This is a genomic window from Ectopseudomonas khazarica, assembly GCF_017915135.1.
GTDB classification, from domain to species: domain Bacteria; phylum Pseudomonadota; class Gammaproteobacteria; order Pseudomonadales; family Pseudomonadaceae; genus Aquipseudomonas; species Aquipseudomonas khazarica.
Map to the genome: position 1 here is coordinate 285,954 of NZ_CP068551.1, position 23,784 is coordinate 309,737.

Sequence of the window (23,784 nt, forward strand, 5' to 3'; positions counted from 1 at the left end):
TCCGCGGCCATTATGATCCGACTCCAGAACCTCACTCTACAGCGCGGTCCGCAACGCCTTCTCGAAGGTGCGGAACTGACCCTGCACGCCGGCCAGAAGGTCGGTCTGATCGGTGCCAATGGCGCTGGCAAGTCCAGCCTGTTCGCGCTGCTGCGCGGCGAACTCGGCCCCGATGCCGGGGACTGCCGCTTGCCCGCCGACTGGCGCATCGCCCACATGCGCCAGGAGGTCGACAACCTCGAGCGCCTGGCGGTGGACTACGTGCTCGATGGCGACCTGCACCTGCGGGCGATCCAGGCCGAACTGGCGCGTGCCGAGCAGGCGCATGACGGCGCCGCCATCGCCCGTCTGCACACCGAACTGGACAACGCTCAGGGCTACACCGCCGATGCTCGCGCCCGCAAGCTGCTGGCGGGGCTGGGTTTCACCGGCGAGCAGATGGACAAGCGCGTCGGCGACTTTTCCGGTGGCTGGCGCATGCGCCTGAACCTGGCCCAGGCGCTGATGTGCCCGTCCGAGTTGCAGCTGCTCGACGAGCCGACCAACCACCTCGACCTCGATGCCATCCTCTGGCTGGAGGAGTGGCTCAAGGGCTACCCGGGCACCCTGCTGCTGATCTCTCACGACCGCGATTTCCTCGATGCCGTGGTCGATCACGTGGCGCACCTGGAGCAGCAGAAGCTGACCCTCTACCGGGGCGGCTACTCGGCCTTCGAACGCACCCGTGCCGAACGTCTGGCCCAGCAGCAGCAGGCGTACGAGAAGCAGCAGACGCAGCGTGCGCACATGGAAGACTTCATCCGCCGCTTCAAGGCCAAGGCCAGCAAGGCGCGCCAGGCGCAGAGCCGCATCAAGGCGCTGGAGCGCCTGGAGGAACTGGCACCGGCGCATGTCGACTCGCCCTTCGACTTCGCCTTCCGCGAGGCGGACAAGGTCTCTAGCCCGCTGCTCAACCTGTCCGAGGTGCGCCTGGGTTATGGCGACAAGGTGGTGCTGGAGAAGGTCAAGCTGAGCCTGGCGCCCGGTGCGCGCATCGGCCTGCTCGGCCCCAATGGCGCGGGCAAGTCGACCCTGATCAAGACCCTGGCCGGCGATCTCTCCGTGCTCGGCGGTGAGCTGGCGCGTGGCGAGAACCTGGCCATCGGTTACTTCGCCCAGCACCAGCTCGATTCGCTGGATGCCAAGGCCAGCCCGCTGCTGCACCTGCAGCGCATCGCCCCGGGCGAGCGCGAGCAGACCCTGCGCGATTTCCTTGGCGGTTTCGACTTCCGTGGCGAGCGTTGCGACGAAGTGGTGGTCAATTTCTCCGGTGGCGAGAAGGCGCGCCTGGCCCTGGCGCTGATCGCCTGGCAGAAGCCCAACCTGCTGTTGCTCGACGAACCGACCAACCACCTCGACCTGGAAATGCGCCTGGCGCTGACCATGGCCCTGCAGGACTTCGCCGGTGCGGTCCTGGTGGTGTCCCACGATCGTCACCTGCTGAAGAGCACCACCGACGAGTTCCTGCTGGTGGCCGACGGGCGCATTCAGCCCTTCGAGGGCGACCTCGACGACTACGCGCGCTGGCTGGTCGACTTCCGCGCGCGCCAGTTGCCAGCAGGGGCACCGCTGGCCGGCGGCGAGAAGACCGACAAGCGTGCCCAGCGTCAGGCTGCCGCCGCGTTGCGCCAGCAACTGGCGCCGCACAAGAAGCAGGCCGACAAGCTCGAGCAGGAGCTGGGCAAGGTGCAGGGGCAGCTCGCCGGGGTGGAGCAGCAACTGGGCGATAGCACGCTGTACGAAGCGGCGCGCAAGGACGAGTTGCGCGAGCGCCTGGCCGAGCAGGCCCGGCTCAAGGCCCGCGAGGCGGAGCTGGAAGAAGCCTGGTTGCTGGCGCTGGAAACCCTGGAGGCCCTGCAACAGCAACTGGAGGAGGCGGAGTGATGGAACAGCTGGAACTACTGATGGCGTGGCGCGAGCCCTTGCTGCGTGCCGGTCAGGTGTTGCTGATCATCCTGCTGGCCTGGCTCGCCCAGCGCATTCTGACCCGCGCCATCAGCCGTCTCGGCGCACGCTACAGCCTGCTGCCGCCGGAGGTGTTGCAGCCCCTGCGAGGCCTGGTGCGCTGGGTGATCATGGGCAGTGCCCTGCTGATGGTGCTGGAGCGCCTGGGCGTGTCGGCGACGGTACTGTGGACGGCGCTGACCGGCTTCACCGCCGTTGCCGCAGTGGCCTTCTTCGCCATCTGGAGCGTGCTGTCGAACATGTTCTGCGCACTGCTGATCTTCACCATGGGCCCGTTTCGCATGGGCGACACCGTGGAGGTCATCGAGAGCGCCGACAAGCCGGGCGTGAAGGGCCGGGTCATCGCCATCAACCTGTTCTACACCACCCTGCAGGACCTCAGCGAGGATGCCGCCGGCGCCCTGTTGCAGGTGCCCAACAGCCTGTTCTTCCAGAAGTCGGTGCGCCGCTGGCGCTGACCCGCTGGTCTGGGCGCTGGCGCAGGAGTAGGCTGTAGCTCCTTCTCCTGATTTCAGCTTTTCGAGGTACGCATCATGGCACTGGAAACCTGGCTCGCCTTCTTCGTTGCCTGCTGGGTGATCAGCCTGTCGCCAGGTGCCGGCGCCGTGGCCTCGATGTCCGCTGGCCTGCAGTACGGCTTCTGGCGTGGCTACTGGAACGCGCTGGGCCTGCAGCTCGGCCTGGCGATGCAGATCGCCATCGTCGCCGCCGGGGTCGGTGCCATTCTGGCCGCCTCAGCCCTGGCCTTCAGCGTGATCAAATGGTTCGGCGTCGCCTACCTGGTGTTCCTCGCCTACAAGCAATGGGTGGCCCTGCCCAGTGACCTGGATAGCGGCGCCGTCGAGCGGCCGATTGGCCGGCCGCTGACCCTGGTGCTGCGTGGTTTCCTGGTCAACGCCAGCAATCCCAAGGCCATCGTCTTCATGCTGGCGGTGCTGCCGCAGTTCCTCGACCCGCATGCGCCGCTGCTGGCCCAGTACCTGATCATGGGCGCGACCATGATCGTGGTCGACCTGATCGTCATGGCCGGCTACACCGGCCTGGCCTCGCGCGTGCTGCGGGCGCTGCGTACGCCCCGCCAGCAGCGGGTGATGAATCGCAGCTTCGCCGCCCTGTTCGCCGCAGCGGCGGGCCTGCTGGCCACGGTCAAGCGCGCGGCCGTCTGAAGCCCATGCCCGGCCGCCTGCGGGCGGCCACTCGGCGGTTTGTTACCAAATATTTCATATTTTCCTTGTCTGCGCAGGGCAGGCCGGCAACAATTTAATGCCATCCATTCGCGTTTCGGAATGCATTGATGAGTCGTTATCGTTCCCTGTTCTCCTGGCTGATGCTGCCGCTGCTGGCACTCGGCAGCCTCGCTGCCCTGGCCGAGCCACTCGATGGCGCCGCCCAGGCCCTGCACATGCTCGGCTACATTGGCGCCGACTATCCGGCCACGGTGGCCGACGGCCAGGTGGTCGACGCGGGCGAGTACCGCGAGCAGCTGGAATTCATCGGGGTCCTGCAGGGGCTGGTGGTCGCACTGCCGGCCAAGGCCGAACGCGCTGAACTGGAACAGGGCATCGCCGCGCTGAAACATGCCGTCGAGCAGCGTCAGCCCGGCGCAGACGTTGCGCACCAGGCGCGTCAGCTCAGTGCCCGCCTGGCCGAGCTGTATCAGGTGGCGCAGACTCCGGCCATCACCCCCGACCCCGAGCGCGGTGCGCCGCTGTACGCGCAGCATTGCTCGGTCTGCCACGGCGATGCCGGCGCCGGCGACGGCCCGGCGGGCATCGGCCTGGAGCCTCCGCCGGCCAATCTGCGCGATGCCGCACGGCTGGACCGGCTGAGCCTCTACGACCTCTACAACACGCTCGGCCTGGGCATCGAGGGCACCGACATGCCGGCCTTCGCCGATCAGCTCGATGATCGCCAGCGCTGGGACCTGGCCAGCTATATCGCCGGCTTCAGCGCTGCCCCGGCGCAGGGTGGCGCGCAGTTCCGCATGGCCGACCTGGCCGGGCGCACGCCTGCGGAGATCGTCGCGGAGGGGGGCGATGGCGCCGCCTTCCGTGCCCAGCGTGCTCATCCGACCGTGGAGAAGCGCGGCCCGCAGCAGCTGATCGGGCATACCCGCAGCACCCTGGAACACAGCCTGCAGACCTACCGCGATGGCCATGTCGAACAGGCCTACGACCTCTCGGTGGGTGCTTACCTGGAAGGCTTCGAGCTGGTCGAGAGCGCGCTGGACAACCTCGACGCGGTGCAGCGCAAGACCACCGAGAGGGCGCTGATGGCCTACCGTCAGGCGGTTCAGGACGGCGCCAGTGTCGCCCAGGCCGCCCAGGCGCTGGAGCTGGCCAAGGTCGAACTGGACAAGTCGGCCGCCTTGCTCGAGGGCGGTGCGATGAACGCCTCGCTGAGCTTCTTCTCCAGCATGCTGATCCTGCTGCGTGAAGGCCTGGAAGCGATTCTGGTGCTGGCGGCGATCCTCGCCTTCCTCAACAACACCGGTCAGCAGCAGGCCGCGCGCAGCGTGCACGTCGGCTGGGGCCTGGCCCTGCTCGCCGGCGTCGCGACCTGGGCGGTGGCTGCCTACGTCATCGACGTCAGTGGCGCCCAGCGCGAACTGCTCGAAGGGGCGACCGCACTGTTCGCCAGCGTGGTGCTGCTGTGGGTCGGCGTGTGGATGCACGACCGTCGTCACGCCGCCGCATGGCAGGACTACATCAAGAGCAGCCTGGTCGGCGGCGGTGGCCGTTTCGGCTTCGCCGTGCTGGCGTTCTTCTCGGTGTACCGCGAGCTGTTCGAAGTCATCCTGTTCTACGAAACCCTCTGGCTGCAGGCCGGCCCGGCCGGACATGGCGCCGTGCTGGCTGGCGCCGGTGCCGCCCTGGTGGTGCTGCTCGGCCTGGCCTGGGTGATTCTGCGCGGTTCGCGCAAGCTGCCACTGGCGACCTTCTTCGGCGTCAACGCGGTGCTGCTGTGCATTCTCTCCGTGGTGTTCGCCGGCCATGGCGTGGCGGCGCTGCAGGAGGCCGGGGTGCTGGGCACGCGCCCGGTGGCGTTCTTCGAGTTCGACTGGCTGGGCATTCACCCCGATGCCTGGAGCCTCTCGGCACAAGCGCTGGCGCTGGCCGGTATCGCCCTGCTGTATGGGCGCAGCCTGCTCGGCGAGCGTCGGCGCACGGCCGAGCAGGCCTGAACGGACGCGGCGTGAACGAGGGCGGCTTTGCTCGCCCTCTTTGCCTCATAGCGTGAACCGCTGCCACGACAGCGAGTCTCAGTGCACCTAGGCTGGTTCCAATTCCTTTGCCGAGTGCACGCATGTCCTCCTCGATCCATTCCACCCATTACGCCGACAGCCCGGATCTGGCGCTGGCCGCGCTGCGTCATCCCCCGCTGGAGCAGGCGCTGTCCGCTGCCTGTGCCCAGCTCGCCGTGCGCGAAGCCTTCCTGGCGGCGCTGCGCGATCCGGCCATCGGCCCGCAGCCGCGCCTGCTGCTGGCGGTGTCCGGCGCCGATATCCGTGGCCAGCGGCGCCTGGCGGCGCTGGTCGCCGAGTTGCTGCCGGACGAGGTCGAACTGGATCTGATCGAACTGGCGGACGACAACCTGTCGCGTGCCGTGCGCGAACGCTGCGAGCCGTTCTACAACACCTGAGCCGCCCGCCTGCTGGCATACTGGGCGCAGTTTTCTCTGCGGAAGTTGCTGCATGCGTGTATGGATCGACGCCGATGCCTGCCCTCGGGCGGCGCGGGATCAGGTGGTCAAGTTCGCCCTCAAGCGAGGCTTCGAGGTGGTGCTGGTGGCCGGCCAGGCCGTCGCCCGGCCGAATTTCGCCTGCGTGAAACTGATCGTGGTGCCCAGTGGCCCGGACGCGGCCGACGATCATCTGGTCGAGCACGCGGTGCCTGGCGAACTGGTGATCTGCAGCGACGTGCCCCTGGCCGACCGCCTGGTGAAGAAGGGCGTCGCGGCACTCGACCCGCGTGGCCGAGAGTTCGACGAGCGCAACATGGGCGAGCGCCTGGCGGTGCGCAACCTGTTCACCGACCTGCGCGAACAGGGCCAGGTCGGCGGTGGCCAGGCACCCTACTCGGAGAAGGACCGCCAGGCGTTCGCCAATGCGCTGGATCGGATTCTCACGCGCTTGAGCCGCTAGTCGTCACGGATTGCCCCCGGCTACGAGCCAGGGTTCTCCTGGCCTAGCCGCACAGATAGGTGCCGGTGCCCACTGCCACCAGTACGCCTTCGTCGTTGTGCAGCTCCATGCGGATCACCGCGACCTTGTTGCCGGCGCGCAGCGGCGTGGCGGTGGCGCTGAAGCGCTGGCCACGGCCTGGGCGCAGGTAGTCGATGCGCAGGTCGATGGTGCCGAGCTTGGACAGCTTGCTCATGCGTTCGGCGGCTGGCAGGTGCTGGTGGTTGGCGGAGGCGCCGATCAATGCCATGGCGCCGCCGCAGACGTCGAGCAGGGACGAGATCACCCCGCCATGCAGGATGCCGTGGACGAAGTTGCCGATCAGCTCGGGCTTCATCGGCAGGTGCATGGTGACCCGCTCGGGGCTCAGCTCATCCAGCTCGATACCGAGCACCTGGTTGAAGGGGATGCGTTGAAAGAAACTGGCGACCGCCTGCTGCAGGGCGGCGTCGAGGACGAAGGGCTGGGACATGGGGCGCTCCATGAAGACATGCCGCCACGCTGCCGCAGCCCGATGGACTTGAACAGCGCGGCGGCCAGACTGCCCTGGCCTATGACCGAAGCGCCCTGCGATGGGCGCTCTCCGGCCCTCAGTGGTGGGCCAGCTCCAGCACCCGGTCGACCATCTTGTTGATGCCCGAGGCCGCTTCGGCGATGGACTGGGCGAGCATGTAGGCCGGGGTGGTCACCAGCTTGCGCTGGCGGTCCTCGATGATCTCGCTGACCTCGCACTCATGGTGCTCGGCGCCCATCTGGGTGAGGGCGGCGGCGGTGTCGTGGTCGGTGCCGATGGTGCAGGCCACGCCGGCGCCGAAGATCTTGGCCGCCAGCGCCGGGGCGATGCACATCATGCCGACCGGCTTGCCGGCATCGGCGAACGCCTTGCACGCGGCCAGCACGTCCGGCTGCACGCTGCAGCCCGCACCACTGGTGGCGAAGTCGGACAGGTTCTTCGCCACACCGAAGCCGCCCGGCATGATCAGCGCATCGAAGTCCGCCGCGTGCAGCGCCCTGACGTCCTTGATCTGGCCACGGGCGATGCGTGCGGACTCCACCAGCACGTTGCGCGTCTCGTTCATCTCGTCGCCGCTGTAGTGATCCACCACGTGCAACTGCGCCACGTCGGGGGCGAAGCACTGCACCTCGGCGCCGCGCTGGTCGAGGCGCAACAGGGTGATCACGCTTTCATGGATCTCGGCACCGTCGTAGACGCCACAGCCGGACAGAATCACAGCCACTTTCTTGTTCATGCTCGACTCCTGGTGAGGAAAACACGCCCGCAGCGCGGACGTGGGTGTTGGCAATCGTTGGTCTGTCGCCATATGCCGCTTGGACTGTCATCTACCGCCGCGAAGCCTGGCGAGGCTGCGCATAGGATGAACATCAGCCCAATCCCGGCACAAGTACAACGCTATGGCGCAGTCATGAATTACGTTCTCTATGCAGTGCCCTTCTTCTTCCTGCTGATCGGCCTGGAACTGCTCGCCGACCGCTGGCGCGGCATGCGCACCTACCGCCTGGCGGACGCCCTGAACAGCCTCAGCGCCGGCGTACTGTCGCAGGCCACCGGCCTGCTGACCAAGGTGGTGGGCCTGCTGACCTACGCCTTCGCCTGGGAGCACCTGGCGTTGTTCGAGCTCTCCGCAAACAGCCTCTGGGTGTGGATAAGCGCCTTCGTCTTCTATGACTTCTGCTATTACTGGAACCACCGCCTGGGCCATGAGCGCAACGTGCTCTGGGCCGCGCATGCGGTGCACCATCAAAGTGAAGACTACAATCTCTCCACGGCGTTACGGCAGACCAGCACCGGTTTCATCTTCGGCTGGATCTTCTACCTGCCGATGGCCATCGCCGGTGTGCCGCCGCTGGTGTTTCTCACGGTGGCGGCGCTGAACCTGCTCTATCAGTTCTGGGTGCACACCCGGCACATTCCCAAGCTGGGCTGGTTCGAGTGGCTGTTCATCACGCCCTCCAACCATCGGGTGCACCATGCACAGAATCCTATCTACATGGATCGCAATTACGGCGGTGTGTTCATCGTCTGGGATCGAATTTTCGGCACCTTCCAGGAAGAGCTGGATGAGGAGCCGGTGATCTTCGGTGTCACCGTACCGCTCGCCAGCTGGAACCCGCTGTGGGCCAACCTGCAGGTCTATGCCGGGTTGTGGAACGATGCGCGGCGGGCCACCTCCTGGTGGGACCGGCTGCGCATCTGGTTCATGCCCACCGGCTGGCGCCCGGCCGATGTGGCGGCGCGCTATCCGCAGGCCAAGCCGGACCTGGGCAACTTCCGCAAGTTCGACGTCGCCCTGGGGCGCGGTGCGCAGTGCTATGCCCTGCTGCAGTTCGTCTGTTACCTGCTGGCCGGTGTCTGGCTGCTCGCGCAAGGTGAGTCGCTGGCCCTGGCGGCGCTGCTGCTGGCCTGCCTGTGGGTCGCCCTGGGCCTTTGCAGCATCGGTCTGTGGCTGGAGAATCGCCCTGGCGCCGCCAGGCTCGAGTACCTGCGCCTGCTGCTCAACGTCCCGGCGTTATGGCTGGCGGGTGCGCTGGGTGCGTTGAGCCTGGATGGCGGCGCCTGGGGCTGGCTGGCCGCCTACAGCCTGGCCAGCCTGCTGGGTATCTGGCTGGCGCGTGGCTCAGCCGCGCCGGCGCTGACTCCACCGGTATAGCCAGGCGAACGCAAGCAGCAGCACCACGCCGGCGAGCAGCAGGATCTGGTAGTGGCGCAGCTCGTCGAGCAGGCCGCTCATGGCGTTGCCCAGGCTGTAGGCCAGCAGACTGATGCCGCCGGCCCAGACGCCGGCGCCGATGGCGTCGAGCAGCAGGTAGCGCGGCCATGAATAGCCGGACAGGCCGATGGTCAGCGGCATCACCGTGCGCAGGCCGTAGAGGAAGCGAAAGCACAGTACCCACAGGTCCGGGTAGCGCCTGATCAGCCCGCTGGCGCGCTCGCCCAGCGGTTGCCAGCGCGGCTTGCGCGCCAGCAGGGCACGGCCGTGGCGACGGCCGAGGTAGTACCACAGCTGGTCGCTGGCGAAGGTGCCGAGAAAGGCGCACAGCGCTACCCATTCGATCTGCAGCACGTTGCGCACCGCCATGTAGGCGGCCAGCAGCAGCGACACCTCGCCTTCGAGGAAGGTGCCGAGAATCAGGGCCGGATAACCGAACTGGCGGATCAGCTCTTGGAGCATGTGCTGCGCTCGTGGATCATGGGGGGTGAAGACTACTCCGACCGCGAAAGGCCCGGAAGGTGGCAGGCCGTGCCACAATGTGCGACTGCCTGTGCGACGCGCAGTCGCACGAAGTAATGCGACCGTCATCATTTGGTCATAATGGTCGCTTATAACCGTCACACTGGCCCGTTCTTGCGGGCTCTGGAGTCTGCCGTGAGCGTTACCCCCGCCAACCGCCTGTTCCCCGCCACCCGCCTGCGCCGCAACCGTCGCGACGATTTTTCCCGTCGCCTGGTACGCGAGAACCGCCTGAGCGTCGATGACCTGATCCTGCCGGTATTCATTCTCGACGGCGAGAACCGTCGCGAGGCGATCGCGTCGATGCCGGGCGTCGAGCGCCTGTCGATCGATCAGCTGCTGGTCGAGGCCGAGCGCTGGGTGGAGCTGGGTATTCCGCTGATCGACCTGTTCCCGTACATCCCGACCGAGCGCAAGTCACTCGACGCCGCCGAGGCGTGGAACCCGGACGGGCTGATCCAGCGCGCCATCCGCGCGCTGCGCGAGCGCTTCCCGGAGCTCGGGGTGATGACCGACGTCGCGCTGGACCCCTACACCACGCACGGCCAGGACGGCATCATCGATGACGATGGCTACGTGCTCAACGACATCACCATCGACGCGCTGGTCCGTCAGTCGCTGTCGCACGCCGAGGCCGGGGCGCACATCATCTCGCCGTCGGACATGATGGACGGCCGGGTGCAGGCGATCCGCGAGGCGCTGGAGCTGGGCGATCACGTCAACACCCGCATCATGGCCTACTCGGCCAAGTACGCCAGCGCCTACTACGGGCCGTTCCGCGATGCCATCGGCTCGTCCGGCAACCTGGGCAAGGGCAACAAGTTCACCTACCAGATGGACCCGGCCAATGGTGACGAGGCGCTGCATGAAGTCGCCGCCGACCTTGCCGAGGGCGCCGACATGGTCATGGTCAAGCCGGGTATGCCGTACCTGGATGTGCTGTGGCGGGTGAAGGACACCTTCAAGGTGCCGACCTTCGTCTATCAGGTCAGCGGTGAGTACGCCATGCACATGGCGGCGATCCAGAACGGCTGGCTGACCGAGGCAGCGATGATGGAGTCGCTCACCGCATTCAAACGCGCCGGTGCCGATGGCATCCTCACCTATTTCGCCGTACGTGCGGCAGAACTGCTAAAACAGGGGCAATGACGCCCCCAGGAACCCAGCGATGAACACCGAAGGACTCACCAGCGAAGCGCTCGAAGGCTCCCAGCCGCAACCCCAGGTCGAGGTGGTGGCTGAGCAACCGGTGGTGGAAACACCGCCACCGCCGCCCCCCAGCCTGGATGACAGCAGCCTGTACATCCACCGTGAACTGTCCCAGTTGCAGTTCAATATCCGCGTGCTGGAGCAGGCCCTGGATGAGTCCTATCCCTTGCTGGAACGCCTGAAGTTCCTGCTGATCTTCTCCAGCAACCTCGACGAGTTCTTCGAGATTCGCGTCGCCGGCCTGAAGAAGCAGATCAACTTCGCCCGCGAACAGGCCGGCGCCGACGGCCTGCAGCCGCATCAGGCGCTGTCGCGCATCAGTGAGCTGGTGCACGAGCAGGTCGAGCGTCAGTACGCGATCCTCAACGACACGCTGTTCCCGGCCCTGGCCAAGCAAGGCATCAACTTCATTCGTCGGCGCTACTGGACGGCCAAGCTCAAGACCTGGGTGCGCCGCTATTTCCGCGACGAGATCGCGCCGATCATCACGCCCATCGGGCTCGACCCGACGCACCCCTTCCCGCTGCTGGTGAACAAGAGCCTGAACTTCATCGTCGAGCTGGAGGGCGTCGATGCCTTCGGTCGCGATTCCGGCCTGGCCATCATCCCGGCGCCACGCCTGCTGCCACGGATCATCCGCGTGCCGGAAGAGGTCGGTGGCCCCGGCGACAACTACGTGTTCCTCTCGTCGATGATCCACGCCCATGCCGACGACCTGTTCCAGGGCATGAAGGTCAAGGGCTGCTACCAGTTCCGTTTGACCCGTAACGCCGACCTGTCGGTGGACACCGAGGACGTCGAAGATCTGGCCCGCGCCCTGCGCGGCGAGCTGTTCAGCCGGCGCTACGGCGATGCGGTGCGCCTGGAGGTGGTCGACACCTGCCCGAAACACCTGCGCGATCACCTGCTCAAGCAGTTCGGCCTGACCGAGGGCGAGCTGTACCAGGTCAACGGCCCGGTCAACCTGACGCGCCTGTTCAGCATCACCGGCCTGGATAACCACCCGGACCTGCAGTACGCGCCGTTCACCCCGGTGATCCCCAAGCTGCTGCAGAACTCGGAGAACATCTTCAACGTGGTCAGCAAGCAGGACATCCTCCTGCTGCACCCGTTCGAGTCCTTCACCCCGGTGGTCGACCTGCTGCGCCAGGCCGCCAAGGACCCGCACGTGCTGGCCATCAAGCAGACGCTGTACCGCTCCGGCGCCAATTCGGAGATCGTCGACGCACTGGTCGAGGCAGCGCGCAACGGCAAGGAGGTCACGGCGGTGATCGAGCTGCGTGCGCGTTTCGACGAAGAGTCCAACCTGCAGCTCGCCAGCCGTCTGCAGGCCGCTGGCGCGGTGGTGATCTACGGGGTGGTCGGCTTCAAGACCCACTCCAAGATGATGCTGATCCTGCGTCGCGAGAACGGCGAGATTCGTCGCTATGCGCACCTGGGTACCGGCAACTACCACGCCGGCAATGCCCGTCTGTACACCGACTACAGCCTGCTGACCGCCGACGTGGCGCTCGGCGAGGACGTCTCCAAGCTGTTCAGCCAGCTGATCGGCATGGGCAAGACCCTGCGCATGAAGAAGCTGCTGCACGCGCCCTTCACCCTGAAGAAGACCCTGCTCGACCTGATCGCCAAGGAAACCGCGGCGGCGGCCGAGGGCAAGCCGGCGCACATCATCGCCAAGTTCAACTCGCTGACCGATCCGAAGGTCATCCGCGCGCTGTACAAGGCCAGCCAGACCGGGGTGAAGATCGACCTGGTGGTGCGTGGCATGTGCTGCCTGCGCCCGGGCGTGCCGGGCGTGTCGCACAACATCCAGGTGCGCTCGATCATCGGTCGCTTCCTCGAACACACCCGCGTGTACTACTTCCTCAACGGCGGCGACGAGCTGATCTACCTGTCCAGTGCCGACTGGATGGAGCGCAACCTCGACAAGCGCGTGGAGACCTGCTTCCCGGTCGAGGGCAAGAAGCTCATCACCCGGGTCAAGAAGGAGCTGGAAAGCTACCTGACCGACAACACCCAGGCCTGGGTGCTGCAGTCCGACGGTCGCTACGTGCGCCAGCAGCCCACCGGCAACCAGAACCCGCGCAATGCGCAGGCCGGCCTGCTGGAAAAGCTCACCGCCCCCGTGATCAGCGCCCGGTAACAGCGGCTGCGCGCAACACCCTCTCCCGCTTGCGGGAGGGGCGTAGGCCTCTCGCCGCGCCGGGCGCGGCTTGGCGGGTGATCGCTACAGTCGCGCGCGGACCTGCTTGGGGCTGATGCCGAAGGCGCGCTTGAACGCCGTGGAGAAGTTGGCGGCGCTGCCGTAGCCGGCGATCCAGGCCGCCTGACTGACGCTCACCCCTTGCTGTTCCAGCGCTTCACGCGCCTGCTGCAGCTTGCGCTGGCGCTGATACTCGAACAGCGACGTGCCCTTGGCTGCCTGGAACTGCCGTTGCAGGGTGCTGGCGCAGCAGCCCACTTCCTGGGCGATGTCCTCCAGTGACCAGCCATCGGCCGTGCCGCTGTGCAGCAGCTCCAGGGTGCGGCGAATGCGTTGATGCTCGTGCGGACGCAGGTTGCTCGGTGCACTGGCCGACTGCCCTGTCAGCAGGCTCAGGGCCTCGCCGGCGATCTCCAGGGCGCGGCTTTCCAAGTACAGGTTCTCCAGCAGGCGATTGCCGCACCCGGGGTGGAGCACCTGCTCGGCCAGGGTCAGCAGGCGTGCCGAGGGCTGCCAGCGCAGCACGTTGAGCGGCCGATAGTCCCCCTGCAGCAAGGCCTTGAGCTCCGCCTGGGCCTCGAAACCGCTCGCTTCGAACCATTCCGGCGTCAGGCTGACCGAGACCTTGCGGATGTGCTGGCCACGGCGCGCGCGGCGGGCGAACAGCATCGGTTCGTTGAGGGCAATGGTCACTCCCTCGCAGCCCGTGCGCGGGGTGCCGAAGGTGAATGGCTTGCCGTCGTAGCTGACCTCGCTGCGCCCCTGCAGGAAGAGGATGAAGTTCAGGTGCGGACGGGCCTCGGCCTGGGTGGCGAAATCCTGCAGTTCCAGGCAGTCGGAGCAGTGCAGTGATAGCCCGCTGCGCAGGCGGCGCCAGCTCAGGTGGCCCTGGAACAGGCGGTCGGCACGGCTCTCGTCACCGACCAGGCGGATGGCGTCACCGGACAACTGGGCCAGCTCTCCGGCGCGGACGATGGGGGTACTGCTGGTCATCGGGGCACCTCTGCGTGCTTCTGGCGCAAAGAACAAATCTCGGCGCGCAAACCTCTTGCTGCAAACAGGGTGGCAGACTACGCCTCGCCATTTATTGATGCAAATCATTCGCATTAGTTGTTGTGCCGCCCGATTGGGTGGCACGCCGGGGAGGGGTTATGTACCTGCAATCGTGTCGTGAACACTCGTTCAATCCATTGGCCATCGCCGTGCTGCTGGCGCTGCCAGGGTTCGCCATGGCCGCCGAAGAGCCGCTTGAGCTGCAGCCTACCGAGGTGCTCGGTACGGCCCAGGAAGAACTCAAACAGGCGCTCGGGGTGTCGGTGATCACCGCCGAGGACATCCAGAAGGCGCCGCCGATGAACGATGTCGCCGAGATCATCCGCAAGCAGCCGGGGGTCAACCTGACCGGCAACAGCGGTTCGGGTGCGCGCGGCAACAATCGGCAGATCGATATCCGTGGCATGGGCCCGGAGAACACCCTGATCCTGATCGACGGCAAGCCGGTCAGCTCGCGCAATGCCGTGCGCTATGGCTGGCGCGGTGATCGCGACACGCGCGGCGACACCAACTGGGTGCCGGCCGAGCAGATCGAGCGCATCGAAGTGCTGCGTGGCCCCGCCGCCGCGCGCTATGGCAGCGGTGCCGCCGGTGGCGTGGTCAACATCATCACCAAGAAGGCCGGCCTGGAGCACCACGGCAACCTCAGCCTGTACGCCAACATGCCCGAGCACAGTGAGGAGGGCGCCACCCGCCGCCTCAACTTCGGGCTCAGCGGCCCGTTGACCGATACCCTCTCGTATCGCGTGTACGGCAACCTGAACAAGACCGATTCTGACGACGAGGACATCAACGAAGGCCGTGCCGTCAGCGCCTCCAATGCTGCCCTGGCCGGTCGTGAAGGGGTGCGCAACCGCGACGTGGACGGCACCCTGACCTGGCGCCTCGACGAGTCGCAGACCCTCGAGCTGCAGGCTGGCTTCAGCCGCCAGGGCAACATCTACACCGGCGACAGCATGAACAACCTGTCCAGCAGTGCCGTGGTCGACAACTACCGCAGCGCCTGGATCGGCCGCGAAACCAACCGCATGTACCGCAACACCTACGGCGTCACGCACCACGGCGACTGGGATTTCGGTACCACGATGAACTACCTGCAGTACGAGCGCACGCGCAACAACCGGCTCAAGGAAGGCCTGGCCGGTGGGCCGGAGGGGGCGATCTACAGTGACCAGTTCGGCACCATCGAACTGGAGAGCCTGACCGCGCACAGTGAAGTGAGCCTGCCGATCTCGGCCGTGTTCGAGCAGGTGGTGACGCTGGGAGCGGAGTGGAACGAGCAGCGCATGGAAGATGGCGTCTCCGATCTCGCCGCGATCCAGAGCGTCGGTTACCCGACTCGCTTCGATGGCGACATCGCCATGCGTACCGCATCGCTGTTCGTCGAAGACAACATCGAGCTGCGTCCCGGCACCGTTCTCACGCCCGGATTGCGTTACGACCACAACAGCCTGAGCGGCGGCAACTGGAGCCCGTCGCTCAACCTGTCGCATCGCCTGGACGACCACTTCACCCTCAAGGCCGGTATCGCACGGGCCTACAAGGTGCCCAACCTGTACCAGAGCAACGCGTCCTACGCGCTGTACAGCAACGGCCTCGGCTGCTGGGACTTCGTCACAGGCGGGCCGGGCTGCTTCCTGGTGGGTAACGAGAATCTCGAAGCGGAAACCAGCGTCAACAAGGAGCTGGGCATCGAGTTCGAATCCGCCGACTACCATGCCAGCCTGACCTGGTTCCGTAACGATTACCGCGACAAGGTCGAAGCGGGCCGTACACCGGTGGGTTCGGTCAACTTCACTCAGGGCAGCAGCACGCGCGTGGCCAACGTGTTCCAGTGGACCAACATTCCGCGTGCGGTGGTCGAAGGCTTCGAGGGCAACCTGAAGATGCCGCTGGCCAGCAGCCTGAGCTGGAACACCAACTTCACCTGGATGCTGCAATCGAAGAACAAGGAGACCGGCGAGCCGTTGTCGATCATCCCCGAGTTCACCGTCAACTCCACCCTCGACTGGCAGGTGAGCGACCCGCTGTCGCTGCAGACCACGGTGACCTGGTACGGCCGGCAGACGCCGGGCAAGTACGACTACCAGGGCAACGTGCTGAGTGGCGATGCACGGCGGGAGATCGCCCCCTATGCGCTGGTCGGGGTCGGCGGCACCTATGCCATCGACAAGAACTGGAGCATCGGCGCGGGCGTCAGCAACCTGTTCGACAAGCGCCTGTACCGCGAGGGCAACAGCCGCGAGGCCGGCGCCTACACCTACAACGAGCCGGGGCGCACCTTCTACGCCAGCCTCAGCACCAACTTCTGACGGCCTTGCCCAATGGTGGATGAAAAGAGCGTCATCCACCCTACGGTTGCAGTACGTGAGCTCACGTACGGTGGTCGACGCTTCACCCGTCCACCGTTTGCTGTACGCGATGGTGGATGAGAAGAGCGTCATCCACCCTACGGTTGCAACACGTGATCTCACGTACGGTGGTCGACGCTTCACCCGTCCACCGTTTGCTGTACGCGGTGGTGGATAGGAAGAGCGTCATCCACCCTACGGTTGCAACACGCGGTCTCACGTAGGGTGGACGACGCTTCACCCGTCCACCGTTTGCTGTACGCGATGGTGGATGAGAAGAGCGTCATCCACCCTACGGTTGCAACATGTGGTCTCACGTAGGGTGGACGACGCTTCACCCGTCCACCGTTTGCTGTACGCGATGGTGGATGAGAAGAGCGTCATCCCCCCTACGGTTGCAACACGTGGTCTTACGTAGGGTGGACGACGCTTCACCCGTCCACCGTTTGCTGTACGCGGTGGTGGATGGCAAGAGCGCCACCCACTATCCAATCCCGATAACAGCGGGTCCACCCGCCGCCACCTGATGAGCCTTCCTGCATGATCCGATTCCAAGGCGCTGCGGTTACCGCCTCTGCCTCGTTGTACATGACCAAGCTGTGCAAGCACTTTCGCCACAAGATTGCCGTGGAGTTCGATGAGCGCAGCGCCGATGCACGTTTCCCGTTCGGGCGCTGCCTGATGCAGGCCGATGCGGACAGCCTGCGCTTCGACTGCCAGGCCGATGACGACGAGGCTGCCGCACGCATCCGCTTCGTGCTCGACGACCACCTGGTGCGCTTCGCCCGCCGGGAAAACCTGAGCATCACCTGGAGCGAGGACATGGCCGATGAGGGCTAGCGTCGTCCTCTGCCTGCTGGCGCTGCTGTCCTCTCCTGCGCTGCAGGCCGAGCCCTGGCAGCCGGCGACGCTGGCGCAGGCGGAAATGCGCGAGCTGCAGTCCCGGCATACCGGGCGCACCTATCGCCTGTACCTATCCCGGCCGCAGGGCGAGGCGCCGCCACAGGGCTACCCGGTGGTCTATGTGCTCGATGCCAACCTGTTCTTCCCGCTGCTGTCGCAGCAGGCGCTGATGTATCAGCCGCATGCCTCCCGCGACGGTCGCGAGGCCGTGCTGGTGGTGGGCATCGGCTACCCGGGCGATGCGCCTTTCGATGTCCCGGCGCGCGCCGAGGACTACACGCCGCCCGCGCCGGATATGCGCGACACCGGTGATCGGCTGGCCACCCGGCAGGGCGGCGCCGAGCGCTTCCTCGACTTTCTCGAGGATGAGGTCAAGCCACTGGTCGCCACGCGCTACAAGGTCGACCCGCAGCGGCAGACGCTGTTCGGCCACTCCTACGGCGGCCTGTTCACCCTCTACACGATGCTCAGCCGTCCGCAGGCGTTCCAGCGCTATTTCGCCTCCAGTCCGTCACTGTGGTGGAACCGGCGCTATGCCTTCGACCTGCTGCAGGCCCACGCAGGGCAGGAGCAGCGACCGCAGGTGCGCCTGCTGCTCAGCGTCGGGGGTGGCGAACAACCTGCGGCCGGTGCACAGCTCAAGGATGCGCGGCAACGGCACCTGGCCGAGCGGCGCATGGTGGACAACACGCGTGAATTCCATCAGCGCCTGAATGCGCTGGGCCTGCCCAACGAGCTGCTGGTGGCCCCGGGGCGCGACCATGCCGGCAATGCCTTCGTCAGCAGCGTGCAGGTGCTGGACTTCGCGCTGCAGCCGTAGGGCGAGTGCAACCCGCCACGCAACGCTGGCAGGGGGCCGCCCTGTCGCGTCTCAGGTCGGGGAGGGTCAGCGCACGCTCAGCGCCAGGTCGATGCGCTTGAGCCACTCGGCCTCGGCCTCGAAGTCGGCCTGGGTCAGCGGGTTGGCCGCCAGCCAGCCGTCGGGGAAATGAATTTCCAGGCTGTTGTCGCCGATCTTGAACTGCACCTCGGGCATGCTCTGGGAGCCCCGGATGTGGTGGAAGAGAATGGCGAAACGCAGCAGCACGCACAGGCGCATCAGCTGCACGCCTTCCTCGCCGAAGTCGGCGAACTTGTCCTTGGGGATGTTGCGGCGGTGGCCGCGTACCAGCAGTGCCAGCATCTGCTGGTCCTGGCGCGAGAAGCCGGCCAGGTCGGAGTGCTCGATCAGATAGGCGCCGTGCTTGTGGTACTGGTAGTGGGCGATGTCCAGGCCCACCTCGTGCACCTTGGCGCCCCAGCTCAGCAGCTCGCGGTGCCAGTCGTCGGTCAGGCCCCAGTCGCTGGCCACCTTGTCCAGCGCCGAGAGCGCCTTGCTCTCGACCCGTGCGGCCTGGTCGACGTCGACGTGGTAGCGCTCCATGAAGGCCGACAGGGTGCGTTCGCGTACATCCTCGTGCTGATGGCGGCCAAGCAGGTCGTACAGCACGCCTTCGCGCAGGGCGCCCTCGGAGTGGGTCATGCGCTGGATGTCGCAGGCGTCGAAGATGGCTTCGAGAATCGCCAGGCCGGCCGGGAAGATGCCGCGGCGATCCGGCTTGATGCCGTCGAGGTCGATCTTCTCCACCTCGCCGAGCTTGAACAGCTTGCGCTTGAGCCAGGCCAGGCCTTCGAGCGTGACTTCGCCACTGCCCAGGCCGGCCGCCTTGGTCGCCAGGCCGATGGCCTTGATGGTGCCGGAGGCGCCCACGGCGTCCTCCCAGCCGAGGCGGCGCAGGCCCTGCTCGATGCCCATCAGCTCCAGGCGCGCAGCGGTGTAGGCCTGGGCGTAGCGCGCCGGGGTGATCTTGCCGTCCTTGAAGTAGCGCTGGGTGAAGCTGACGCAGCCCATCTGCAGGCTTTCACGCAGCAGTGGCTCGAAGCGCTGGCCGATGATGAATTCGGTGCTGCCGCCACCGATATCGGCGACCAGGCGCTTGCCCGGTGTGTCGGCGATGCTGTGGGACACGCCCAGGTAGATCAGGCGCGCTTCCTCGCGACCGGAAATCACCTCGACCTGGTGGCCGAGAATCTCCTCGGCACGGCGGATGAACACCGCCCGGTTGCGTGCTTCACGCAGGGCGTTGGTACCGACCACGCGCACCGCGCCTTCCGGCAGGCTGGTGGTGAACTGGGCGAAGCGGCGCAGGCAGTCGAGGCCGCGCTGCATGGCTTCTTCACTGAGCTGGCGTTCGTCGTCCAGGCCTGCCGCCAGCTGTACCTTGTCGCCAAGCCGCTCGAGGATGCGGATCTCGTGATTGTCGGCCTTGGCCAGCACCATATGGAAACTGTTCGAGCCCAGGTCGATGGCGGCGATCAGGGGGAAACTCTCGGCAGGGGCTTGGGGCATGATGGCGGCATCTCGTTCGATTTCCGCGCCATCCTGCCACGACTGAGCGGATGAGCCAACGCATACGGATGTCGCAGAATGGCCGATCCGCTGCTCATGCCGGCTGGCGGATCAGTGAACGGGGTAGTCCTGGCCCCAGAGCCGCACCGACACGCCGCTGTCCATCGGCCCGGCGAAGATGAAGACCTGGCGTACGCCTGCGTTCGCCGGAACGGTGATTTCGTCCGGATTCTGCAGCCCTGGCAGCAGCGGGTTGGCGTAGCCATCGGCGTCGATCGCCAGGAGCGCGCCGGTCTGCGTCAGGTTGATCAGGCGCAGTTGCGTGGCGGAAGTATTCTTCAGGCCGAGCGTGATGTGCAGGTTGTCGCCGTCCGGCTGCGTTTTCAGCACGTCGACCTGGACGATGTCCGCCATCTGCTCGTGGTTGGAGATGACCTGTGCGCCATCGGCGCCCTGGGCCGACTCGCGGCCATCGATCACGCCTTCGGTGATGCCGCCCTGAGCCGTCATGTTGCTTCCTGCTGCTCAGCAGACCCTGTGCGCAGGCACGAGGCAAGCCTGTCGTGGCTCGCCGGAAGGTCTGCGTCCGGGCGCTAGCTAGCTGTGGCAAATCCGCCGCGACGGCAAGGTCCTTGGTGGATTGCGACGGCGTGACGTGACCTGGAGCCCCGGTCACGCAATCACAGGCGTCTTACGCCCCGGAGTATCCAGGGCGCAGCGCCTGTGCCCGCGCAGGTGGCGCCGTGCGATGCGCCCAATGGCTCAGAGCAGGGCTTGCAGCGGTCGTTCGAGCATCCGCTCTTCGCAGTTGTGGCCATTGCCGCCGCGATCCACCACGAGGAAGCGAGCGGGGCGTTGCAGGCTCAGCAGCGGGTGGTGCCAGGTGCCACGGGCGTAGTTGATGCCTTGATCCGCTGCGCTGACGAAGGCACGGATGCGCGACTCGTCCAGTTCGCCAGGCGGGGCGACGACGATCAGCATGCGTCCGCCGTCCACCGGGTAGAACGCCTGGCTGCCCAGGGGGTGTCGTTCGAGCATGCGAATCTCGATGGGGGCATGCCAGGCCTGACCCTCGAACAGGTTGACCAGGGTGCGCGGCGCCTCGCCGGCCAGTTCCACCCGGGCCAGGTCGTGATAGCGGGTGGTGGTCCCGGCATTGATCGGAAAGGAGCGGGCATCGGCGGTCTCGATCACCTCGCCGAACGGGGCGAAGGCCTCGCGGGTCAGCGGCTCGATGTGCAGCGGCAGGGGCGGCATGGCGTTCACAGGTTCACCGAGCCGATGAAGTTGCGCAGTTCCTCGGTGTGCGGCGCGGCGAACAGCGCCTTGGGGTCGCCGATCTCGTGCACCTTGCCCTGGTGCATGAACACCAGCTTGTCGCCCACTTCGCGGGCGAAGCGCATCTCGTGGGTGACCATGATCAGGGTCATGCCTTCGCTGGCCAGTTGCTTGACCACCGCCAGCACCTCGTTGACCAGCTCGGGGTCGAGCGCCGAGGTGATCTCGTCGCACAGCAGCACCTTGGGCGACATGGCCAGTGCGCGGGCGATGGCCACGCGCTGCTGCTGGCCGCCGGAGAGACGCTCGGGGTAGGCGTCGAACTTCTCGGCCAGGCCGACCCGTTCGAGCATCTGCCGGGCGACGGCCTCTGCGTCGGCGCGCGAGGTCTTCTTCACCACCTGCGGTGCGAGCATGACGTTCTCGCCGACGGTCAGGTGCGGGAACAGGTTGAACTGCTGGAACACCATGCCGACCTTCTGCCGCAGGCTGCGCAGGTCGGCGCGGGCGGCGTCGATGTACTCGCCGTCCACTTCGATCACGCCGTCGTTGATCGACTCCAGGCCGTTCAGGGTGCGCAGGAAGGTGCTCTTGCCCGAACCGCTGCGGCCGATGATGGCGACCACTTCGCCTTCCTCCACCCTGAGGTCGATGCCCTTGAGTACATGGTTGTCGCCGTAGCACTTGTGCAGCGCGGTGACGTTAAGCAGTGACATTGAGCCTCCTTTCCAGGCGGTATGCAGCGAGGGACAGCGGGTAGCAGAGCAGGAAGTAACCGAGGGCGACGAAGCCGTAGACCATGAAGGGCTCGAACGTGGCGTTGGCCAGCATGCTGCCGGTCTTGGTCAGCTCGGTGAAACCGATGATCGAGGTCACCGCAGTGCCCTTGACCACCTGCACCGAGAAGCCGACGGTGGGCGCCACGGCAATGCGCAGCGCTTGCGGCAGGACCACGTGGCGCAGGGTTTCCAGGCGACTCATGGCCAGGCTCTCGGCGGCCTCCCACTGACCTCGGCCGATCGATTCGACGCAGCCGCGCCAGATCTCGGCGAGGAAGGCGCTGGTGAACAGGGTCAGGGCCGTGGCGGCTGCCAGCCAGGGCGATACGTCGATGCCGAGCAAGGCGATGCCGAAGAACACCAGGAACAGCTGCATCAGCAGCGGCGTGCCCTGAAACAGCTCGATGTAGCCACGGGCCAGGATGCGTGGCGCAGACAGGGGCGACAGGCGTGCCAGCAGGACCAGCAGGCCGGCGATGCCGCCGCAGACGAAGGCCACCAGCGACAGCAGCAGCGTCCATTGCAGGCCGGTGAGCAGGTTGCGCAGGATGTCCCAGAGGGTGAAGTCCATCAGCGGGCTCCCATGATGAAGCGACGGCCGACCCAGGCCAGCAGCTGGCGGATCAGGATGGCCATGAACAGGTACAGCGCGGTGGTCAGCAGGTAGGTCTCGAAGGCGCGGAAGTTGCGCGACTGGATGAAGTTGGCGGCGAACGACAGCTCCTCGGTGGAAATCTGCGAACACACCGCCGAACCCAGCATGACGATGATGATCTGGCTCGACAGCGCCGGCCACACCTTGCCCAGGGCCGGGCGCAGCACCACGTGGCGGAAGGTCTCGAAGCGGCTCATGGCCAGCGCGGCGGCGGCTTCCAGCTGCCCGGCCGGGATGGCCTGGATGCCGGCACGGATGATCTCCGTGGAATAGGCGCCGAGGTTGATCACCATCGCCAGCACGGCGGCCTCCCACTCGCTCAGGCGCACGCCGAGCGAAGGCAGGCCGAAGAAGATGAAGAACAGCTGGACGATGAATGGCGTGTTGCGGATCAGCTCCACATAGACGCCGAAGATGCGCTCGAACGGGCGGATGCGCCAGGCGCGCAGTATGGCCCCGACGATACCGAGGCCGACACCCAGCAGGGTGCCGATCGCGGTCAGGCCGAGGGTGAAGGCCGCGCCCTGCAGCAGCAGGTCGCTGTGCTGCAGGACGGCGGCGAAGTCGAACTGGTACGCCATGGCTCGGCTCCCGCGCGGCTCAGAGGTCAGCCGGCAGCGGTTGCTTCAGCCACTTCTGGCTGATCGCGTCGAGGCTGCCGTCGGCCTTGGCGGCGGCGATGATGGAGTTGACCTTGTCCAGCAGCGCGGCCTGGTTCTTGTTCACCCCGACGTACACCGGCGAGTCCTTGAGCTTGAGCTTCATGCTCGGCACGCGCTTGGGGTTCTTCTCGGAGATGGCCACCATCACCACGTTGCCGCTGGCGATCAGGTCGACCTGGCCCGACAGGTAGGCGGCGATGGTCGAGTTGTTGTCCTCGAAGCGCTTGATGGTGGCGCCTTTCGGGGCGACGTTGCTCAGCTCGATGTCCTCGATCGAGCCACGGGTGACGCTGATGGTCTTGCCGTCGAGGTCATCGAGGCTGGCGATGCTGGCGTCTTCCGGGCCGAACACGCCGAGGTAGAAGGGCGCGTAGGGCGAGGAGAAGTCGATCACGGCCTCGCGCTCGGCGTTCTTGCCCAGGCTGGAAATCACCAGATCGACCTTGCCGGTGGTGAGGAAGGGAATGCGGTTGGTGCTGTTGACCGGGGTCAGCTCGAGTTTCACCGCCAGCTTGTCGGCCAGCAGCTGTGCGGTGTCGATGTCCAGGCCGCGCGGCTGCAGGTCCGGGCCGACCGAGCCGAATGGCGGGAAGTCCTGCGGCACTGCGACTTTCAGTGTGCCGGCGGCGCCGATGTCCTGGAGTGCGTCGGCGTTGGCGCTGGTGGCGCCGAGGGTCAGGGCGGCGAACAGGGTGGCCAGCAGGTTGCGATGGATTCTGCGCATGTCGTGCTCCAGTGAAAGGATGAAAACGGATGGGTTTTGCACGGGATCGTGCAGTGCATCGGTTGTGCCAGATTCAATGAAATAGCGGCTTGCATCGCCTCAGGCGAGTATTGATAAGGTCTTACTGGTCTGAACAG

The 23,784-nt window shown here is 66.2% G+C and carries 23 protein-coding genes; 12 read left to right on the forward strand and 11 right to left on the reverse strand.

Annotated features, from left to right (window positions below; translation table 11 throughout):
- Window positions 1-12: 12 nt before the first annotated feature.
- The 6 genes from JLK41_RS01375 to JLK41_RS01400 all read left to right on the forward strand — a co-directional run bounded on the left by JLK41_RS01375 (window position 13) and on the right by JLK41_RS01400 (window position 6,148).
- Window positions 13-1,923 (forward strand): ATP-binding cassette domain-containing protein, encoded by a 1,911-nt coding sequence (locus tag JLK41_RS01375; RefSeq protein WP_210390186.1) that lies wholly within the window; start codon window positions 13-15, stop codon window positions 1,921-1,923.
- Window positions 1,923-2,462, forward strand: coding sequence for a mechanosensitive ion channel family protein (locus tag JLK41_RS01380; RefSeq protein WP_037052833.1), 540 nt, complete (start codon window positions 1,923-1,925; stop codon window positions 2,460-2,462). Before JLK41_RS01375 ends, JLK41_RS01380 begins: the two co-directional genes overlap by 1 nt.
- A gap of 75 nt (window positions 2,463-2,537) precedes the next feature.
- Window positions 2,538-3,170: a LysE family transporter gene (locus tag JLK41_RS01385; RefSeq protein WP_037052835.1), complete on the forward strand. Its 633-nt coding sequence runs from the start codon at window positions 2,538-2,540 to the stop codon at window positions 3,168-3,170.
- A 128-nt stretch (window positions 3,171-3,298) separates the two neighbouring features.
- A complete protein-coding gene (locus JLK41_RS01390) occupies window positions 3,299-5,188 on the forward strand; it encodes a cytochrome c/FTR1 family iron permease (RefSeq protein WP_210390187.1) in 1,890 nt (629 codons plus the stop codon).
- Window positions 5,189-5,310: 122 nt separating this feature from the next.
- On the forward strand, window positions 5,311-5,646 hold the full coding sequence (locus JLK41_RS01395; protein ID WP_037052839.1) for an enhanced serine sensitivity protein SseB C-terminal domain-containing protein: 336 nt from the start codon (window positions 5,311-5,313) through the stop codon (window positions 5,644-5,646).
- Window positions 5,647-5,698: 52 nt separating this feature from the next.
- Window positions 5,699-6,148, forward strand: coding sequence for a YaiI/YqxD family protein (locus JLK41_RS01400; protein ID WP_004373364.1), 450 nt, complete (start codon window positions 5,699-5,701; stop codon window positions 6,146-6,148).
- Window positions 6,149-6,191: 43 nt separating this feature from the next.
- Here JLK41_RS01400 and JLK41_RS01405 read toward each other — a convergent pair whose 3' ends face one another.
- Both JLK41_RS01405 and elbB read right to left on the reverse strand, forming a co-directional pair.
- The gene (locus tag JLK41_RS01405; RefSeq protein ID WP_037052841.1) at window positions 6,192-6,659 is read right to left on the reverse strand and encodes a thioesterase family protein; all 468 of its coding nucleotides are present in this window, start codon (window positions 6,657-6,659) and stop codon (window positions 6,192-6,194) included.
- A 118-nt stretch (window positions 6,660-6,777) separates the two neighbouring features.
- Window positions 6,778-7,437 (reverse strand): isoprenoid biosynthesis glyoxalase ElbB, encoded by a 660-nt coding sequence (gene elbB, locus JLK41_RS01410; protein ID WP_037052845.1) that lies wholly within the window; start codon window positions 7,435-7,437, stop codon window positions 6,778-6,780.
- Between the two features lie 174 nt (window positions 7,438-7,611).
- On the opposite strand from elbB, the gene JLK41_RS01415 reads away from it, so the two are divergent.
- The gene (locus JLK41_RS01415) at window positions 7,612-8,856 is read left to right on the forward strand and encodes a sterol desaturase family protein (protein WP_210390188.1); all 1,245 of its coding nucleotides are present in this window, start codon (window positions 7,612-7,614) and stop codon (window positions 8,854-8,856) included.
- On the opposite strand, the gene JLK41_RS01420 is transcribed toward JLK41_RS01415, so the two are convergent.
- Window positions 8,824-9,378, reverse strand: coding sequence for a DedA family protein (locus tag JLK41_RS01420; protein WP_210390189.1), 555 nt, complete (start codon window positions 9,376-9,378; stop codon window positions 8,824-8,826). The two genes, JLK41_RS01415 and JLK41_RS01420, sit on opposite strands and share 33 nt — an antisense overlap.
- Before the next feature lie 195 nt (window positions 9,379-9,573).
- Here JLK41_RS01420 and hemB point away from each other — a divergent pair, with 195 nt between their 5' ends.
- Window positions 9,574-10,587, forward strand: coding sequence for a porphobilinogen synthase (gene hemB / locus JLK41_RS01425; protein WP_037052854.1), 1,014 nt, complete (start codon window positions 9,574-9,576; stop codon window positions 10,585-10,587).
- A 19-nt stretch (window positions 10,588-10,606) separates the two neighbouring features.
- Complete coding sequence (ppk1, locus tag JLK41_RS01430) at window positions 10,607-12,793, forward strand: polyphosphate kinase 1 (protein WP_037052855.1); 2,187 nt, start codon at window positions 10,607-10,609, stop codon at window positions 12,791-12,793.
- Window positions 12,794-12,877: 84 nt separating this feature from the next.
- On the opposite strand, the gene JLK41_RS01435 is transcribed toward ppk1, so the two are convergent.
- Window positions 12,878-13,846 carry a helix-turn-helix transcriptional regulator gene (locus tag JLK41_RS01435; protein WP_152487596.1) on the reverse strand — a complete coding sequence of 323 codons (969 nt, stop codon included), beginning with the start codon at window positions 13,844-13,846 and terminating at the stop codon, window positions 12,878-12,880.
- A 158-nt stretch (window positions 13,847-14,004) separates the two neighbouring features.
- On the opposite strand from JLK41_RS01435, the gene JLK41_RS01440 reads away from it, so the two are divergent.
- The 3 genes from JLK41_RS01440 (at window position 14,005) to JLK41_RS01450 (ending at window position 17,980) form a co-directional block, all read left to right on the forward strand.
- A complete protein-coding gene (locus tag JLK41_RS01440) occupies window positions 14,005-16,218 on the forward strand; it encodes a TonB-dependent siderophore receptor (RefSeq protein ID WP_210390190.1) in 2,214 nt (737 codons plus the stop codon).
- Window positions 16,219-16,797: 579 nt separating this feature from the next.
- The gene (locus tag JLK41_RS01445; protein ID WP_210390191.1) at window positions 16,798-17,097 is read left to right on the forward strand and encodes a DUF2218 domain-containing protein; all 300 of its coding nucleotides are present in this window, start codon (window positions 16,798-16,800) and stop codon (window positions 17,095-17,097) included.
- The gene (locus JLK41_RS01450) at window positions 17,087-17,980 is read left to right on the forward strand and encodes an alpha/beta hydrolase (protein WP_175254499.1); all 894 of its coding nucleotides are present in this window, start codon (window positions 17,087-17,089) and stop codon (window positions 17,978-17,980) included. Before JLK41_RS01445 ends, JLK41_RS01450 begins: the two co-directional genes overlap by 11 nt.
- Window positions 17,981-18,046: 66 nt before the next feature.
- Here the strand turns inward: JLK41_RS01450 and ppx are convergent, their stop codons facing one another.
- The 7 genes from ppx to JLK41_RS01485 form a co-directional block, all read right to left on the reverse strand.
- On the reverse strand, window positions 18,047-19,549 hold the full coding sequence (gene ppx, locus JLK41_RS01455; protein WP_037052866.1) for an exopolyphosphatase: 1,503 nt from the start codon (window positions 19,547-19,549) through the stop codon (window positions 18,047-18,049).
- A gap of 111 nt (window positions 19,550-19,660) precedes the next feature.
- Window positions 19,661-20,059: a hypothetical protein gene (locus JLK41_RS01460; RefSeq protein ID WP_210390192.1), complete on the reverse strand. Its 399-nt coding sequence runs from the start codon at window positions 20,057-20,059 to the stop codon at window positions 19,661-19,663.
- Between the two features lie 252 nt (window positions 20,060-20,311).
- The gene (locus JLK41_RS01465) at window positions 20,312-20,815 is read right to left on the reverse strand and encodes an ureidoglycolate lyase (RefSeq protein ID WP_210390193.1); all 504 of its coding nucleotides are present in this window, start codon (window positions 20,813-20,815) and stop codon (window positions 20,312-20,314) included.
- A complete protein-coding gene (locus JLK41_RS01470; protein ID WP_210390194.1) occupies window positions 20,812-21,543 on the reverse strand; it encodes an amino acid ABC transporter ATP-binding protein in 732 nt (243 codons plus the stop codon). Before JLK41_RS01470 ends, JLK41_RS01465 begins: the two co-directional genes overlap by 4 nt.
- The gene (locus tag JLK41_RS01475; protein WP_172979201.1) at window positions 21,530-22,180 is read right to left on the reverse strand and encodes an amino acid ABC transporter permease; all 651 of its coding nucleotides are present in this window, start codon (window positions 22,178-22,180) and stop codon (window positions 21,530-21,532) included. Before JLK41_RS01475 ends, JLK41_RS01470 begins: the two co-directional genes overlap by 14 nt.
- Window positions 22,177-22,842 carry an amino acid ABC transporter permease gene (locus JLK41_RS01480; RefSeq protein WP_210390195.1) on the reverse strand — a complete coding sequence of 222 codons (666 nt, stop codon included), beginning with the start codon at window positions 22,840-22,842 and terminating at the stop codon, window positions 22,177-22,179. Before JLK41_RS01480 ends, JLK41_RS01475 begins: the two co-directional genes overlap by 4 nt.
- A 19-nt stretch (window positions 22,843-22,861) precedes the next feature.
- The gene (locus JLK41_RS01485; RefSeq protein WP_210390196.1) at window positions 22,862-23,647 is read right to left on the reverse strand and encodes a transporter substrate-binding domain-containing protein; all 786 of its coding nucleotides are present in this window, start codon (window positions 23,645-23,647) and stop codon (window positions 22,862-22,864) included.
- Window positions 23,648-23,784: the final 137 nt, after the last annotated feature.

Coding starts and splice junctions, on each gene's coding strand:
- JLK41_RS01435 (WP_152487596.1), bottom strand. CDS start 13,846: ATGACCAGCAGTACCCCCATCGTCCGCGCCGGAGAGCTGGCCCAGTTG.
- JLK41_RS01375 (WP_210390186.1), top strand. CDS start 13: ATGATCCGACTCCAGAACCTCACTCTACAGCGCGGTCCGCAACGCCTT.
- JLK41_RS01400 (WP_004373364.1), top strand. CDS start 5,699: ATGCGTGTATGGATCGACGCCGATGCCTGCCCTCGGGCGGCGCGGGAT.
- JLK41_RS01405 (WP_037052841.1), bottom strand. CDS start 6,659: ATGTCCCAGCCCTTCGTCCTCGACGCCGCCCTGCAGCAGGCGGTCGCC.
- JLK41_RS01415 (WP_210390188.1), top strand. CDS start 7,612: ATGAATTACGTTCTCTATGCAGTGCCCTTCTTCTTCCTGCTGATCGGC.
- JLK41_RS01470 (WP_210390194.1), bottom strand. CDS start 21,543: ATGTCACTGCTTAACGTCACCGCGCTGCACAAGTGCTACGGCGACAAC.
- JLK41_RS01485 (WP_210390196.1), bottom strand. CDS start 23,647: ATGCGCAGAATCCATCGCAACCTGCTGGCCACCCTGTTCGCCGCCCTG.
- JLK41_RS01385 (WP_037052835.1), top strand. CDS start 2,538: ATGGCACTGGAAACCTGGCTCGCCTTCTTCGTTGCCTGCTGGGTGATC.
- JLK41_RS01480 (WP_210390195.1), bottom strand. CDS start 22,842: ATGGCGTACCAGTTCGACTTCGCCGCCGTCCTGCAGCACAGCGACCTG.
- JLK41_RS01460 (WP_210390192.1), bottom strand. CDS start 20,059: ATGACGGCTCAGGGCGGCATCACCGAAGGCGTGATCGATGGCCGCGAG.
- ppk1 (WP_037052855.1), top strand. CDS start 10,607: ATGAACACCGAAGGACTCACCAGCGAAGCGCTCGAAGGCTCCCAGCCG.
- JLK41_RS01395 (WP_037052839.1), top strand. CDS start 5,311: ATGTCCTCCTCGATCCATTCCACCCATTACGCCGACAGCCCGGATCTG.
- JLK41_RS01445 (WP_210390191.1), top strand. CDS start 16,798: ATGATCCGATTCCAAGGCGCTGCGGTTACCGCCTCTGCCTCGTTGTAC.
- ppx (WP_037052866.1), bottom strand. CDS start 19,549: ATGCCCCAAGCCCCTGCCGAGAGTTTCCCCCTGATCGCCGCCATCGAC.
- JLK41_RS01450 (WP_175254499.1), top strand. CDS start 17,087: ATGAGGGCTAGCGTCGTCCTCTGCCTGCTGGCGCTGCTGTCCTCTCCT.
- JLK41_RS01420 (WP_210390189.1), bottom strand. CDS start 9,378: ATGCTCCAAGAGCTGATCCGCCAGTTCGGTTATCCGGCCCTGATTCTC.
- elbB (WP_037052845.1), bottom strand. CDS start 7,437: ATGAACAAGAAAGTGGCTGTGATTCTGTCCGGCTGTGGCGTCTACGAC.
- JLK41_RS01440 (WP_210390190.1), top strand. CDS start 14,005: ATGTACCTGCAATCGTGTCGTGAACACTCGTTCAATCCATTGGCCATC.
- JLK41_RS01380 (WP_037052833.1), top strand. CDS start 1,923: ATGGAACAGCTGGAACTACTGATGGCGTGGCGCGAGCCCTTGCTGCGT.
- JLK41_RS01390 (WP_210390187.1), top strand. CDS start 3,299: ATGAGTCGTTATCGTTCCCTGTTCTCCTGGCTGATGCTGCCGCTGCTG.